General features: G+C 72.8%; 12 protein-coding genes and 1 pseudogene. 9 read left to right on the plus strand and 4 right to left on the minus strand.

From position 1 onward, the window contains the following. Positions 1-21 precede the first annotated feature (21 nt). Positions 22-681: a leucine efflux protein LeuE gene (leuE, locus tag DDQ41_RS21575; protein ID WP_109295951.1), complete on the plus strand. Its 660-nt coding sequence runs from the start codon at positions 22-24 to the stop codon at positions 679-681. A gap of 259 nt (positions 682-940) precedes the next feature. Here the strand turns inward: leuE and DDQ41_RS21580 are convergent, their stop codons facing one another. Together DDQ41_RS21580 and DDQ41_RS21585 are read right to left on the minus strand one after the other, a co-directional pair. Continuing rightward, complete coding sequence (locus tag DDQ41_RS21580; RefSeq protein ID WP_109295952.1) at positions 941-1,372, minus strand: ATP-binding protein; 432 nt, start codon at positions 1,370-1,372, stop codon at positions 941-943. Next, entirely contained in the window at positions 1,360-1,575 is a 216-nt protein-coding gene (locus DDQ41_RS21585; RefSeq protein WP_109295953.1) for a hypothetical protein, read from the minus strand. Before DDQ41_RS21585 ends, DDQ41_RS21580 begins: the two co-directional genes overlap by 13 nt. Before the next feature lie 135 nt (positions 1,576-1,710). Between DDQ41_RS21585 and DDQ41_RS21590 the strand changes: the two genes are divergently transcribed. From DDQ41_RS21590 to DDQ41_RS21605, 4 genes are all read left to right on the plus strand, one after another. Further along, the gene (locus DDQ41_RS21590; protein WP_109295954.1) at positions 1,711-2,565 is read left to right on the plus strand and encodes a helix-turn-helix domain-containing protein; all 855 of its coding nucleotides are present in this window, start codon (positions 1,711-1,713) and stop codon (positions 2,563-2,565) included. A 1-nt stretch (position 2,566) separates the two neighbouring features. Beyond that, positions 2,567-2,911 carry a DUF397 domain-containing protein gene (locus DDQ41_RS21595; protein ID WP_316683572.1) on the plus strand — a complete coding sequence of 115 codons (345 nt, stop codon included), beginning with the start codon at positions 2,567-2,569 and terminating at the stop codon, positions 2,909-2,911. A gap of 611 nt (positions 2,912-3,522) precedes the next feature. Next, positions 3,523-4,080, plus strand: a complete 558-nt coding sequence (locus DDQ41_RS21600) for a hypothetical protein (protein ID WP_162602596.1) — start codon at positions 3,523-3,525, stop codon at positions 4,078-4,080. Continuing rightward, positions 4,077-6,266: a tetratricopeptide repeat protein gene (locus DDQ41_RS21605; RefSeq protein WP_109295957.1), complete on the plus strand. Its 2,190-nt coding sequence runs from the start codon at positions 4,077-4,079 to the stop codon at positions 6,264-6,266. Before DDQ41_RS21600 ends, DDQ41_RS21605 begins: the two co-directional genes overlap by 4 nt. Positions 6,267-6,419: 153 nt before the next feature. Here the strand turns inward: DDQ41_RS21605 and DDQ41_RS21610 are convergent, their stop codons facing one another. Beyond that, positions 6,420-7,991, minus strand: a complete 1,572-nt coding sequence (locus DDQ41_RS21610) for an alpha-2,8-polysialyltransferase family protein (RefSeq protein ID WP_262508530.1) — start codon at positions 7,989-7,991, stop codon at positions 6,420-6,422. Continuing rightward, a complete protein-coding gene (locus tag DDQ41_RS21615; RefSeq protein ID WP_109295958.1) occupies positions 7,991-8,992 on the minus strand; it encodes a glycosyltransferase family 2 protein in 1,002 nt (333 codons plus the stop codon). Before DDQ41_RS21615 ends, DDQ41_RS21610 begins: the two co-directional genes overlap by 1 nt. 199 nt (positions 8,993-9,191) lie before the next feature. Between DDQ41_RS21615 and DDQ41_RS21620 the strand changes: the two genes are divergently transcribed. The 4 genes and pseudogenes from DDQ41_RS21620 (at position 9,192) to DDQ41_RS21635 (ending at position 14,199) form a co-directional block, all read left to right on the plus strand. After that, complete coding sequence (locus tag DDQ41_RS21620; protein ID WP_262508531.1) at positions 9,192-10,601, plus strand: DUF6716 putative glycosyltransferase; 1,410 nt, start codon at positions 9,192-9,194, stop codon at positions 10,599-10,601. Between the two features lie 31 nt (positions 10,602-10,632). After that, a complete protein-coding gene (locus DDQ41_RS21625; RefSeq protein WP_109295960.1) occupies positions 10,633-12,009 on the plus strand; it encodes an acylneuraminate cytidylyltransferase in 1,377 nt (458 codons plus the stop codon). 23 nt (positions 12,010-12,032) lie between these two features. Further along, positions 12,033-12,932: pseudogene (locus DDQ41_RS21630) on the plus strand (N-acetylneuraminate synthase family protein); the annotation flags it as partial. A gap of 184 nt (positions 12,933-13,116) precedes the next feature. Beyond that, positions 13,117-14,199: a hypothetical protein gene (locus tag DDQ41_RS21635; RefSeq protein ID WP_109295962.1), complete on the plus strand. Its 1,083-nt coding sequence runs from the start codon at positions 13,117-13,119 to the stop codon at positions 14,197-14,199. Positions 14,200-14,706: the final 507 nt, after the last annotated feature.

Consider the following 14,706-nt stretch of genomic DNA (forward strand, 5'->3'; position numbering starts at 1 on the left):
CCGTGTGCGACACTCCGCCTCATGCTGGGTGTCACCGATCTGCCGACGTATCTCGCGGGACTTGTCCTGATCATCCTCCTCCCGGGGCCGAACTCGCTCTATGTGCTCTCGGTCGCCGCCCGCCGGGGTGTGCGCACGGCATACCAGGCCGCCGCGGGTGTGTGGTGCGGCGACACCGTGCTGATGGTGCTGTCGGCGGCGGGCGTCGCCTCGCTGCTCCAGGCCAACGCCGTGCTGTTCTCGGCGGTGAAGTTCGCGGGCGCGGGCTATCTGACCTGGCTCGCCATCGGCATGCTGCGCGCCGCCTGGTCGATGTGGCGCTCGCGCCGGGAGCTGGCGGAACCCCTGGACGGGCAGGCGGCGGACGCGTCCGCGGCGGGTGAGCGGCCGTTCCGCAGGGCCCTGGTGATCAGCCTGGTCAACCCGAAGGCCATCCTCTTCTTCATCGCCTTCTTCGTGCAGTTCGTGGACCCCGGCTACGCCTATCCGGCGGTGTCCTTCGCCGTGCTCGGCGCTCTCGCCCAGCTGGCGAGCTTCCTCTACCTCACCCTGCTGATCTTCACCGGCACCCATCTGGCCGCCGCCTTCCGCCGCCGCCGGAGGCTGTCGGCCGGTGCGACGTCGGCGGCGGGCGCGCTGTTCCTCGGCTTCGCCGTGAAGCTCTCGCTCAGCAGCGCCTGACCCGGCGGACGGACGCGCCCGCCGGGGGTGGTCCGCTGCCTGCGGGCGAGTCCGCCCGCCGTGAGGCGAAGGCGGTTGCCGTGAGGCGAGTCCGCCCGCCGTGAGGTGAAGGCGGCTGCCGCGCAGGCAAAGCGGCTGCCGTGAGGCGAAGGCCGCCGACGTCCACCCGTTGGGTATCCAGCCGTGCCGTCGGCCAGGCCACCCGCTCGGCGTCCAACCCGCGCCGCCGTCCACCTGTCGGGCGCCCTCCCCTCGGCCTTCAACGGACCGTCGACGCCTCGTGAGCCGAACCGGGCGGTCGCATACCCGCAGCGCCCTCTCCGGGCAGTTCGCACCAGACGGTCTTGGTACCGGGCCCCTCGTCCACGCCCCAGCGCACGGCCACGGCATCGAGCAGGGCGAGGCCGCGGCCGGTCTCGTCGTCGGCGGCAGCGGCCCGGCATCGGACGGGCGAGGCGCGCGGGGCCGGGTGGTTGACCTCCAGCCGCGTACGACCGCCCACGGCGGCGCGGGTTACGCGGATCGTGACCGGCACCCCGTCCCCGAGATGCCGGATGACGTTCGTGAGCAGCTCGCTCACACACAGCTGGAGGTCGGCGCAGGGCACGCCGCCGAGGTACTCGCGCACGGTGCGGCGCACGCCGGGTACGGCCTCCGGCGTCGCGAGGAGATCCAGAGTCAGCCGTCGCATCGGGCAGCCCCCTTGCGGAGGGCCGCGACCAGCGCTCGGGCGGTGGTCAGGTTGCAGTTGCCCAGCGAGATGAGGGGCCGGCCGGGGCCACGGGCCGCGAAGCTCGGCAGGTCGATGCCGAGAGACGGCAGCGTGATGCCGTGGGCGGCGAGGGCGGCGCGGAGCTGTTCGGTGCACTCGTCCGCGTCCGTCGCGTCGTACATGGGGGGCATGCCTTCCTGTGCGCTCTGTGACGAATCACTCACACACTGGCGTGGCGGGCCTACCGTGAAAGAGGTTCGGGTTCCCGGCCGTGAACGGCGTGCATACCACCGGCAGGTGGGAAAGAACGGTGAACGATGGCGCGACGCAAGCACATCGACGGCTCGGAGGGTGTCCCCACCTTCTACGGCAAGGAATTGCGTTGGCAGCGGGAGCAGGCCGGGCTCACCCTCCAGCAGCTGGTCGAGGGCAGCTTCTACGGCCCCAGCCACCTGAGCGAGATCGAGCGCGGCGAGCGGCGGATGCCGGCGGAGCTGGCGGAACACGCGGACCGGGTGCTCAAGACGGACGGCTTCTTCAAGCGGCGGTGCGAGGACGTGAGGAAGGCCAGACGGCGGGGGCACGCGCAGTACTTCGAGCGCGTGCTGGAGGCGGAGAAGCACGCGGAGACGATCGAGGAGTGGAGCCCGACGCTGATTCCGGGCCTGCTGCAGACGGAGGCGTACGCGCGGGCGGTGGTGCGCGCGACGCACCCGCTGGCGCCAGACGAGGAAGTGGAGGAGAGGGTCAACGCCCGCATGCCGAGGGCTCATCTCTTCGAGACCGACCACAAGATCCCGATGTACTGGGTGGTTGTGTCCGAGGCACTGCTCCGTCAGCCGATCCTCTCGCCCGAGGAGATGGCCGAACAGCTGAATCGTGTCGCGGCGTTGGCGCGCCGTCACCGGATCGTTCCACAGATCCTTCCGTGGAACCGCGGCCCGCATCCCTTCATGCTCGGCACTGCCATGATCATGACCTTTCCGGACGCACCGCCCTTGGTTTACACCGAGGCGCTGCACACCGGCGACACCATCGACGATCCGGCCCTCGTGAAGGAGTACCGCCGGTCGTACGATCTGCTCAGGGCCGCCGCACTACCGCCCGAGGCGTCCCTCGCCCTGATCGAGGAAGCGGCTGATGACTACCGAAACGGCAAGCATCCGGATTGACTTGAGCACTGTCGCGTGGCGCAAGAGCAGCTACAGCAACGGCAGCGGAGGCAACTGTGTCGAGGTCGCGGAAGGGTTCCTCGGCGCCGCCCGCTGGCGCAAGAGCAGCTACAGCAACGGCAGCGGAGGCAACTGCCTCGAGGTCGCGGAGGGCTTCCTCGGCGCCGCCCGCTGGCGCAAGAGCAGCCACAGCAACGGCAGCGGAGGCGATTGCGTCGAGGTCACCGACGGCCTCGCCGGCGTCGTCCCCGTCCGTGACTCCAAGCTGCCCGACGGCCCCGTCCTCGTGGTCCCGGCCCGCGCCTGGGCGTCATTCGTCAGGACCCTCAAGGAGGCGGTCGAGTAGGCCATGTGGAGAGTGCGGTGTGCTGTCACATGATGCGGCACCCGGGTCGAGCCGGCTGTTCGCTGTGCCGCCTGGATGATGAGGCGATTGACCCCGAGGGTGGGGTTTCTGCGCGCGGATGTGGAGCGGCCGGGCCGGTCGGCGGTGGAGGCGACGACTTCGGCGGGTGCCTCCTCGGGGTTGTCCAGGAGCCTTCCCCGGAACTGCACGGTGCCGACCTGAATACCGTAGCCGGGCTGCGCTCTCGCACCCCGGCGCCCCATCGCCCGCCGCCGCGCGGCGCGGTCCAGCAGTAAGGAACCGGCCATCTGCCCGCCGTCCGGTGCGGCGCTGAACATGCCGCAGCCGGGGCGCTGTTCGTCACTCGGGAACGCCGCCGGACCCCGCCCTTCTGTGCTCTGCGTCCTGTGGTGCCGGACGGCGCTCACCATGAATCGTGTGATCGGGCACCACGCTCTCGGGGGCCGCCGGGTAGGCGTGGAGGCCCCGAGTTGGTCGGTGGGGGCGCGTGTGCGCGCGATCAGCGCCCGGAGAGGGGGAGTTGCTGCCATTCTGGTCGTGGATGTGGCGGCTTGGATCGTGGGGGAAGTATGCGGCGAGGTCTTCGGTGGGTGGTGGCGGGACTGGTCACGGCCGTGGCGTTCACGGTGCCTACGTGGCTGGGCGGGGCGGTGTTCCTGCCGTCGGCGGTGACGGATGACGCGATCCGCTGGTCGCTGTCCTCGGCGCTCGGGGTGGTGCTGGCCACGCTGGCCGGAGCATGGGGCCAGGGCTTCGCCACCCGTACGCCTCGTCCGGACGACGCGTCAGCCCCGTCGCCCGATGGTCCGGTCACGGCGTCCGGCCCGCGCAGTGTCGCCGTCAAGGGCGATCCGACGGGCCCCATCTCCACGGGTGACACCGTGGTACGCGCCGCCCCGGACGGCTCTGCGGGCCGCCCGGAACCCGACTCCCCGAACACCCCCGCACCCGCCCCCGCCCCCGCCCCTGCACCGGAACCCGCACCGGAACCCGCACCGGAACCGGCTCCGGGATCGTCTCAGCCCCGGCCCGAACCGGGGGGTCGGCCGGGTTCGGTGACGGCGTCCGGGGAGCGGTCGATCGCCGTCGACGGCAACCCGCGGGGCGGCATCTCCACCGGCGACCACCTCGGGCAGGACCCCGCGTGAAGTGGTCCTTCAGGAAGCGGACCGCGAAACCACGAGCGCATCAGCCCGACGGTGTCCCCAGCGTGGTCGAGGCGTCCGGAACCCGGTCCGTCGCGATTGACACCGGCGGCGGGGCCCTTCTGGGCAGCGTGCTCACCGGGGACAGTGCCACCGCGATCCAGTTACCGCCCGAAGCGTTCGTGCCCCCGGCCCATGTCCCGGCCCCACCGGGGTTGGACAACCTCCCGGCGCGCCCGGCGCTGTTCGTGGGACGGGCCCGCGAGTTGGAGCGTCTGGACGCCGCGCTCGCCTCGCAGGGTCAGGCGGTGGTCCAGGCGGTGCACGGGCTCGGCGGGATCGGCAAGAGCGCCCTGGCCGCGCACTGGGCCGCCACCCGCCCCCACGGCCACACACCCCTCCGTTGGATCACCGCCGACAGCGCCGCCGCCGTCCAGCAGGGCCTGGCCGACCTCGCCACCGCCCTGCAACCCGCCCTCGCCCGCGCCCTGACCGCCCAGGAACTCGCCGAACGCGCCGCGCAGTGGCTGGCCACCCACACCGGCTGGCTGATCGTCCTGGACAACGTCAACGACCCCGCCGACATCGCCGCCCTGACCGCCCGCGCCCGAGGCGGACGCTTCCTGATCACCAGCCGCCTCGCCACCGCCTGGACCCACGCCACCACCGTGGTGCGCCTCGACATCCTCACACCCGCAGAGTCCCTGGCCCTGTTCACCCGCATCACCACAGCCCAGCACCCCGGACGCGACCTCGACGGCGCCACCGAACTGTGCGAGGAACTCGGCCATCTCCCCCTGGCCATCGAACAAGCCGCCGCCTACCTGGCCCAGAACCCGCTCACCACCCCCCGCACCTACCTCCACTTCCTCGCCCGGCATCCCGCGGACATGTACCGCCACACCGCCGCCACCACCCCCACCGAACACACCATCGCCCGCACCTGGAACATCACCCTCCACCGCATCACCACCCTCCAACCCCACGCCGCCCACCTGCTACGCACCCTCGCCTGGTACGCCCCCGATCACATCCCCACCACCCTGACCGGACCCGCCGACCCGCCCACCCGCGACGCGGCACTCGGCCTGCTGGCCGCCTACAGCATGATCACCCCCGATGCCCCGACCGGCACCGTCGCCGTCCACCGCCTCGTCCAGGCCCTCACCCGCACCCCCGACCCCCACGACCCCCACCGCACCCCCGAACTCGTCGACCAGGCCCGCCAACAAGCCACCACCAACCTCCACACCGCCCTCCCCGACACCTGGAGCACCCCCGCCACCTGGCCCACCTGGCGCACCCTCCTCCCCCACATCGACGCCTTCACCGAGCACACCACCCTCGACACCGACACCACAACCACCGCCTACATCCTCAACAAAACCGGACTCTTCCTCGACAACCAGGGCCAGCCCGGCCGCACCATCACATACCTCCAACGCGCCCACGTCGACTACCTGCGGGTGCTGGGCGAGGACCACCCCGACACCCTGACCTCCCGTAACAACCTCGCCTACGCCTACCGGTCGGTGGGGGATCTGGGGCGGGCGATCCCGTTGTTCGAGCGGACCCTCACCGACCGCACCCGGGTGCTGGGCGAGGACCACCCCGACACCCTGACCTCCCGTAACAACCTCGCCTACGCCTACCGGTCGGTGGGGGATCTGGGGCGGGCGATCCCGTTGTTCGAGCGGACCCTCACCGACCGCACCCGGGTGCTGGGCGAGGACCACCCCTCCACCCTGACCTCCCGTAACAACCTCGCCGGCGCCTACGAGTCGGTGGGGGATCTGGGGCGGGCGATCCCGTTGTTCGAGCGGACCCTCACCGACCGCACCCGGGTGCTGGGCGAGGACCACCCCTCCACCCTGGCCTCCCGCAACAACCTCGCCTACGCCTACGAGTCGGTGGGGGATCTGGGGCGGGCGATCCCGCTGTTCGAGCAGACCCTCACCGACCGCACCCGGGTGCTGGGCGAGGACCACCCCGACACCCTGACCTCCCGCAACAACCTCGCCGGCGCCTACGAGTCGGCGGGGGACCTGGGGCGGGCCATCCCCCTGTACGAACAGACCCTCACCGACGCCGAGCGGGTGCTGGGGCAAGAGCATCCGATCACGGTGACGGTCCGAGGCAATCTCACTGCAGCCATCGCCGAGCGCGAAGGCCGCGCCAAGCCGTCGTGATCACGGCGTCACAACCATGGATGTGACACAGGAGCAGAGCCGTCGGCGCGTGATCACGTTCCCGCAGGTCGCCCTGTGTCGCCCCACCGGGGCGGGCGAAGCGGGGCGCCAGGCTTCGTTACCAGCGCGCTCGCTCCCGCCGGGGAAGCCCCGTCAACCGAGCGCGGCGCGCTTGATGCGGCGGACTCGGCGGGCCACGCGGCGGATCGCGGCGTGCCGGGGGACCGGGAGACCGCCGGGGAGGCCCAGGACCGTCAGGCGGCGGCGCTTGAAGTAGCGGGCGTTGCCGTCCGTGAGACGGGCCGTCAGATACGCCTCCGCCGCAGGGCGCAGATCCGCCCGGATCTGCGGCTGCATGGCGAAGCCGACCGCCCGGACCAGCCCCGACAGTTCCCCGTCGGCGGGGCACGGGGCGCCGGGGCGGCCGCTCTCCAGGTCCGGGATCAGCGCGTCGACCAGTGTCACCGGAACCCGGTTGCTGTTCTGGTACGGCTTCAGCCGGTCGAGCAGCGGCGCCGTCCCGACCCGCGCGACCGGGATGCCGTAGAAGGTGCTCGCGGTCATCAGTGCCGTGGAGAAGCACCCCACCACCAGCGCGGGCCTGAGCTGCCGGTACAGCACCTCCGCCAGCACCGGCCGGTCCACCAGGGTCAGTTCGGCGCCCAGCTTCTCCGCCTCGCGCTCCAGTGCCCGCGACCACGCCGAGGGCGCCACCGGGTGCGGTTTGAAGACCAGCCGGCGATGGCCGTGGGCGACCGCGCCCCGGACCATCCGCAGATGCAGGGCCTCCTCCTCCTCGGCGGTGAGGATTCCCAGGGACGCGAGGTACTGCCCGAGCAGTAGCGCGGGCTGCTCGCCGGGACGGTCGGCGGAACCGTCGGAGGCGCGGTCGGAGGCGCGGTCGGAGGCGCCGGCCGTGGCGCCCGCTGCATCGAGTCCGGCGAGTCCGGCGAGTTCGGCGAGTTCGGCGAGTTCGGTGGGGTCGGTGGGGTCGGCGAGTTCGGCGGCCACCTTGGTGAACGCCTCGGTCGGTACCGTTTCCGGCCGGGCCCCGAATTCCTCCAGCAGCAGCGGCGTCAGCCCCGGCACCAGATCGAGGTGCAGCAGCCTGCGCACCCGCTCGCCCACCAGCGGGTCGATCTTGTTGCGGGTCGGGCCGTAGCTCATCAGCCCGTCCGCGTACACGTCGAGACGGGCGTCCGGGAACAACTGGGCCACCGCGAGCGCCGGATTGACCTGGATGGATTCCAGGGCCAGCTCGATCCGGTCGTCGCCCAGGTCCCACAGCATCCGCAGATACCGCTCCCACATCGGTGCATCAACCGGGCGGGGCGACCAGCCGCCCGGATGGAAGGGGGCGATCGCCTCGTTCCACGACAGCACTCCGTCGAAGCGGCCGCGCAGCCGCTCGAAGCCCGGCATCCGGTCGACCGGGGTCGCCGTCTCCGGGGTCGCCGCGTTGTTGCTCACCAGCAGTAGCCGCCGGTCCGCCGGGGCGAAGCAGCCGCTGTCGAGCGCGGCCGCCAGTGTCGCCGCGCCGTACAGGGTGGAGGCGAAGAAGATCTGCGTGGTCCGTGCGGTGTTCGTGCCCGGGGCGGTGGCTGTGCGCGGCGCGGTGTTCGTACCAGGGCCGGTGTTCGTGCCAGGGCCGGTGTTCGTGTGCGGGGCGGCGCTCGTGTCCGGGGCGGTGCCCGTGCCCCGGACCGTGTTGGTGTCCGTACGCATCAGGCCGCTCCCGCCATGGCGGAGGCGGAGACCGCCGGTGCGCCGGCCGGGCGCCTGCGCAGTCTGCGCAGCCGGGAGGAGCGTTCTCGGTCCATGCCGTCGAGTGCCTTCCCGAGAATGTCCTGCGGCATTCTGCGCAGGGCGTCCGCGCTCATTGCACGCAGTTTCCGGGCCACGGCCGGTTCGAATCTCTCGATCGATCCCAGGTGATGGGAGATGACGGCGCAGTAGGTCCGGACGGCCTTCGGCAGCAGCCGCTCGGATTCCGGGTCGTTCGCGGTCTCCTCGATTACCTGGTCGAATGCCCTGATGAAATCGAGCTGCCGTACGTCGCCGATCTGCGTCAGCGACGAGGCGACCCCCCGGCGGTAGAAGACCCCCAGCAGGCCGACCGCGGCGAAGGACTCCGCCTCGCGGTGCAGCCGCCATATCCAGGGCCGGTCCTCGGCGGTGCGCAGCCCGTCCGTGAAGTGCAGCAGTCCCCGGTCCAGCAGCTCGCGCCGGTAGATCCCGGCCCAGGCCATCGGGTAGTCGACGGAGGTGGACCGGTCGGCGGGCAGGATCGCGTCACGCGGCCGGAGCACCTCGTTCCGGCGGCCGACGGGCACCCGGAAGACCTTGCGTTCCCGGCCGGTGCACTGCACATGGTCGGTGCGGAGGAAGTCGGTGCCGAGTTCCTCGGCCGCCGCGAGCAGCCGCGCGTAGTAGCCCGGAGCCAGCCAGTCGTCGCCGTCGAGGAAGGCGATGTAGTCGCCGCGGGCGGCGTCCAGGCCGGTGTTGCGGGCCGTGGCCAGCCCGCCGTTCCGCTCGTGTCTGATGAGCACCGCCCCCGGTACCTCGCGTTCCGCACGCTCCAGGACCTCCGGCGTCCCGTCCGTCGAGCAGTCGTCGACGAGCAGGAACTCGAAGTCCTCGCGGGCGTTCGCCCGGAGGCTTCCCAGAGTGTCGGGCGCAAATGCCTGGACGTTGTAGAAGGGCACGATGACCGAGAGCTTGACCACCCGCCGGACCTTAGGCGCGGGCCCCGTCATCCGTTCTGACCGCCGAAAGGACGGCGGGTGAACAAGGTGCGGCAAAACCGTTAACCCGGACGCCTCCCGTGCCTTTCCCGGGCGCTTTCGCCTTCCGTCGACGCGCTGTTAACCATCTGTTGCTGCCGAGTTGGGCCGCCGAGCCGAATGCCTTTCTAACGTCCTCGGCGTGCCGTCACGTACCAGTCAGCCGCCGCGCGTCGCCGTGCTCGCCGACTCCGATACCCGGTGGAAGTGGGGCGCGCTCACCGCGCGCCGCATCGCCGCCGCGGACCGCCCCGACCGCCCCGATCACCCCGGTCGCCTCGGCCACCCCGACCGCCCCGACCGCCTCGGCCACCCCGACCGCCCCGACCGCCCCGGCCAACCCGTCGAACCGGCCGGGTTCCTGCTGCGGGGGAGGGCGACGCCCACCGCGCGGCAGCTCACCGAGGTCGGCGTCGGGACGGACTCCGTGCGCGAGGTCACCGGCGCCCGGTTCCTCCGCGCGATCCGCGAAGAGGGGTACGACGTCGTCGTCCTCGCCCTCGTCGGCGGCGCCGTGCAGGCCATGCTCCACGGCATCGCGGCCCTGCGGCTGCCCCGCCGGCCCGTGCTGGTCACCGGCTACGTCGGCGTCGTGTACGAGAAGCTCGCCGACGGGCTGCTGCTGCGGCACGGCGCGGACGTCGTGCTCGCCAACTCCCGCCACGACGCGGACCGGTTCCGCGCCGTGTACGAGGGTGTCGGTGCCGACGCCTCGGCGGTGACCGAGGCCGCGCTGCCGTTCCTCGGCGGTTCCCCGTACGAGCGGCGGGAGGGCCGGGACACGGTCGTCTTCGCCGTCCAGCCGTCCGTTCCGGAGAGCCGGGCCGACCGGATGTACCTGCTCGGCAGGCTCGCCGGGCACGCCAGGCTCCACCCGTCCCGCGAGGTGCTGCTCAAGCTCCGCTCCCGGCCCGGGGAGCACACCACGCACCTGGAGGAGCTGCCGTACCAGCGGCTCGCCGAGCGGCTCCCCGGCGGGCTGCCGCCGAACCTCGGCCTGGTGTACGGGCACATGGGCGAGGTCCTGGACCGGACCGACCTGCTGGTCACCGTCTCCTCGACCGCCGCGCTCGAAGCGCTCCACCGGCGCGTCCCCACCGCGATCCTCACCGACCTCGGTGTCCGCGAGGCGCTGGGCAACCACCACTTCCTCGGCTCCGGCCTGCTCACCTCCTGGGACCGGCTCGACGCCGGGCACCGGCCCGAACCGGACGGGGAGTGGCTGGCCAGGCAGGGCGTCGCCGCCGACGGGACGTACGAGAAGGCCTTCGACGCGGCCCGTGAACGCGTCGCCGGGCTGCTGCGGCAGCCGGAACTCCCGCCCGTCGCCCCCTACTACACCCCCGCGACCGCGCCCGGCTATCTGCCGGGGATCCTCGCCCGCCACCGCCTCGCCGCGGACGGCGGCCCGCTGCCCGGAACCGCACCGGCCGACGAGCCCACGGGGGTGCGCCGGGTCCTGCGCGAAACGGTGCGCCGCGCGGCACGCGGCGCCTACCGCCACGGTGTGCAGCGCGTGGCGCCCGCCATCCGCCGGATGGGCGAGCTGTGACCGATCCGAAGGACCGAAGGAGTCCCACCCCATGACCACCGTCCTCGCCGTGATCCCCGCGAGGGGCGGCTCCAAGGGCCTGCCCGGCAAGAACCTCGCCGCGGTCGGCGGCGTCCCGCTCGTCGCGCGGGCCGTACGGGCCTGCGTCGGATCGGCCCTGGTCACCGATGTCGTGGTGTCCACCGACGACCCGGCGATCGCGGACGCGGCGCGGGCGGCCGGGGCGGCCCTCGGCGCGGCCGGCCGGGTGCACTGGGTCGACCGTCCGGCGGACATCGCGGACGACACCGCGACCAGCGAGTCCGCGGTGCTCCACGCCATGGACGCCTACGAGGCGGCGCACGGCCGCACCGTCGACGTCGTCCTCCTCGTCCAGTGCACCAGCCCCTTCCTGACCTGCGACGACATCGACGGGGTCGCCTCGGCGGTGGCCAAGGAGGGGGCCGACACCGCGGTCACGGTCGCCCCGTTCCACGCCTTCGTGTGGCGCCGCGGGCCGGCGGCGGGCACTCCCGCGTCCACCACCGCCCCCGCGTCCACCACCGTCCCCGCGTCCACCACCGTCCCCGCGTCCGCCACCGTCCCCGCGTCCGCGGGCGGTGGATCGGCGGGCGCCACCCTCGCTCCCACCGCCGTTCCCCCCGGCACCGCCGTTCCCCCCGGCACCGCCGGGGACGGCGGCCGGGGCGTCAACCACGACAAGAGCCACCGCCCCCGGCGGCAGGACCGGCCCGAGGACTTCCTGGAGACCGGGGCCGCCTACGCCATGGACGCCCGGGCCTTCCGCGTCCAAGGGCACCGCTTCTTCGGGCGAACCGCGCTCGTCGAGACCGACCCCGCCCGGGTCCTGGAGATCGACGATCCACACGACCTCACCCGTGCCCGTGCCCTGGCGCCGCTGCTCGACACGGTGGACGTCCCCACCCGCGCGGACGTGGACGCCGTCGTCCTCGACTTCGACGGCACCCAGACCGACGACCGCGTCCTCGTCGACTCCGACGGCCGCGAACTCGTCGCCGTGCACCGGGGTGACGGCCTCGGCGTCGCAGCCCTGCGCCGCGCCGGGCTGAAGCTGCTGATCCTCTCCACCGAGCAGAACCCCGTCGTCGCGGCCCGCGCCCGCAAGCTCAACCTCCCCGTCCTGCACGGCGTCGACCGCAAGGACGCCGCCCTGAAGCGGTGGTGCGAGGAGAGCGGGGTCGCGCCCGAACGGGTCCTCTACGCCGGCAACGACGTCAACGACCTGCCCTGCTTCGGGCTGGTCGGCTGGCCCGTCGCCGTCGCGAGCGCACACGACTCCGTGCGTGCCGCCGCGCGTGCCGTCACCACCACCCCCGGTGGCGCCGGCGCCGTCCGGGAGATCGCCACCTGGCTTCTCGGTCCCACCCTCGCCACCCCCACCCAGTAAGCCGAACCGTGAGGAACCCCCTGATGAACTCCCGTCTGCGCACCCTCGGCAGCAGGACCGCCGGCCCCGGCCGGCCCGTCTACGTCACCGGTGAGATCGGCATCAACCACAACGGCGACCTGGACAACGCCCTCGCGCTGATCGACGCCGCCGCCGACGCGGGCTGCGACGCGGTCAAGTTCCAGAAGCGCACCCCGGAGATCTGCACCCCCCGCGACCAGTGGGACATCGAGCGGGACACGCCCTGGGGCCGGATGACGTACATCGACTACCGCCACCGTGTGGAGTTCGGCGAGGACGAGTACCGGGCCATAGACGCGCACTGCCGCGAGCGCGGCATCGACTGGTTCGCCTCCCCGTGGGACACCGAGGCCGTCGCCTTCCTGGAGAAGTTCGACGTCCCCGCCCACAAGGTGGCCTCGGCCTCCCTCACGGACGACGAACTGCTGCGCGAACTGCGCGCCACCGGCAGGACGGTCGTCCTCTCCACCGGCATGTCGACGCCGAAGCAGATCCGGCACGCCGTGGAGGTCCTCGGCAGCGAGAACATCCTCCTCTGCCACGCCACCTCGACGTACCCGGCCAGGGCGGAGGAACTGAACCTCCGGGTCATCAACACCCTGATGCGGGAGTACCCGAACATCCCGATCGGCTACTCCGGGCACGAGACCGGGTTGCAGACCACTCTCGCGGCCGTCGCGCTGGGCGCCGCGTTCGTCGAGCGCCACATCACCCTCGACCGCGCCATGTGGGGCTCGGACCAGGCGGCCTCCGTCGAGCCCGGGGGGCTTCAGCGCATGGTTCGCGACATCCGCACCATCGAGGCCGCCCTCGGCGACGGCGTGAAGAAGGTCTACGACTCCGAACTCGCCCCGATGAAGAAGCTCCGCCGAGTCCCCGGCGTCGTCGCCCAGTCCCAGTCCCAGTCCCAGTCCCAGTCCCAGCCCCAGTCCGATTCCGATTCCGATTCTGGTGCTGGTGCTGGTGCTGGTGCTGGTGCTGGTGCCGGAGCCGGGGCCGGAGCCGAGTCCGGTGCCGGTGCCGAGTCCGAGTCCGAGTCCGGTGCCGAGGCCAGCGAGCGGGCCGAGCCGGTCGCGGTCTGACGGCATGGACCTCGCCTTCGTCGAGAGCCCGGTCCAGCTGCTGAACGTCCTGGAGTGGGCACACGCGCCCGCCCCGGCCGCGGCGCCCGCCCAGCCGGGGCCGGACGCGGCCCGGGGCGCGGTGGTCCGAGGCGGCGACCTGACGGTCGTCGTGCTCTCGCCCACCGACCCCATGTCCCGCGGGCAGCTCCGCCGGATGGCCGAGCTGGCCCGCGACGAGGGGATCGCGGTGCGCTGGCAGGAGGCCCGGGGCGGCGTGCACGCGGTGGTGCGGACCGTGCGCGCGCTTGGCCCCCTGCTGCGGCGGGCCGAGCGCATCGTCATCGGCGACCCGTTCTCCCGCTATGTGCAGCTTCTGCTCACCCTGGTGGGAACCCGGCGGCTGACCGTGGTCGACGACGGCACGGCGACCATGGAGTTCGTGGCGCAGCTGGCCCGTGGCGAACGGCTGGTGCGCTGGCACCGGCGGGGCCGCCGCGGCCCGCGCGAGCTGCTGCTCGCGCCGGTCTCGGCGGCCGCCCGGCGCCGGCTCGACCCGTGCGGCGGCCGCGAGGTCGAGCTGTTCACGGCGATGCCCGTGGAGGAGGAGGCGCCGGAGGGCGTCACCGTCGCCCCGAACCGCTTCCGGTGGACCCGCTCGCGGTTCGGCCCGCCGCTGCTCACCCGGGGTGCGGACCTGGTGGGGACGTCGCTGGTGGAGACCGGAGTGGTCGGTCCCGGGCCCTATCTTGAGGCCGTCGCCATGCTGGCCCGGACCCATGGTGCCCACCGCTACTTCGCCCATCGCCGGGAGGGCGCCGACAAGCTGCACCGGCTGGCGGCGGCCACCGGTCTGGAGATCGTCCGGCCCGATCTCCCGCTGGAGCTGATCGCCCGGCGCGGGCCGGTCGCACGCACGGTGCTGAGCTTCCCCTCCACCGTCGTGCACACGCTGCCGCTCGCGCTGGCGGGCACCGGTGTGACGGTGGCGGTCTGCGACATCGCCCCGGAGTGGCTCAGGGACACGGCGTCCCCCCGGGCCCGGGGCTTCCTCGCAGGGGTCACCGGAACGGCGCGGCACGTGCACCGGCTCTCGGCGCCCGCCTGACCCGCGGCCGGGAACGGTGGCGGAGGGCCTGCGGGTACGGGTGGGCCCGCCTCTCGGGGGCCGGCCCGCCACGGAGGGACATGCCGGGGGAGCGTTCGCCCCACGGCTGAGCGCACCGGCGGGCGCCCGCCGGAGCTGGGGAGAGCCGTGGAGCCGCGCGAAGAGACGAAGAGCCGCGCGGAAGACACGCGGAAGACAGGTGGGCAGCCGTGGAGCCGTGCGAAGACACGAAGAGCCACGCGCAACCACGCGCAACCGTGCGGAGCCGTGCGCAACCACGCGCAACCGTGGGGAGCCGTGCGCAACCACGCGTAACCACGCGCAACCGTGGGGAGCCGTGCGGAAGGAGGCGTACCGCGGGGAGCCGTACGTTCCCGCCGCCCGGCCCGGGGTCACCCGTACGGTCGACCCGGACGCGACAGGAGGCCGGAGAGTCCATATCGTGGTCAGAAGCGGGTGAGCTTACCCACACCGAACGTCGCCCAAGCTTCGTCAGACGCATTTTCT

This window comes from Streptomyces spongiicola (assembly GCF_003122365.1).
Classification (GTDB): Bacteria; Actinomycetota; Actinomycetes; order Streptomycetales; family Streptomycetaceae; genus Streptomyces; species Streptomyces spongiicola.

Bases quoted from the DNA above. Each gene is read 5' to 3' on its own strand.
- leuE (WP_109295951.1), top strand. From the start codon at position 22: ATGCTGGGTGTCACCGATCTGCCGACGTATCTCGCGGGACTTGTCCTG.
- DDQ41_RS21580 (WP_109295952.1), bottom strand. From the start codon at position 1,372: ATGCGACGGCTGACTCTGGATCTCCTCGCGACGCCGGAGGCCGTACCC.
- DDQ41_RS21585 (WP_109295953.1), bottom strand. From the start codon at position 1,575: ATGTACGACGCGACGGACGCGGACGAGTGCACCGAACAGCTCCGCGCC.
- DDQ41_RS21590 (WP_109295954.1), top strand. From the start codon at position 1,711: ATGGCGCGACGCAAGCACATCGACGGCTCGGAGGGTGTCCCCACCTTC.
- DDQ41_RS21610 (WP_262508530.1), bottom strand. From the start codon at position 7,991: ATGCGTACGGACACCAACACGGTCCGGGGCACGGGCACCGCCCCGGAC.
- DDQ41_RS21625 (WP_109295960.1), top strand. From the start codon at position 10,633: ATGACCACCGTCCTCGCCGTGATCCCCGCGAGGGGCGGCTCCAAGGGC.
- DDQ41_RS21635 (WP_109295962.1), top strand. From the start codon at position 13,117: ATGGACCTCGCCTTCGTCGAGAGCCCGGTCCAGCTGCTGAACGTCCTG.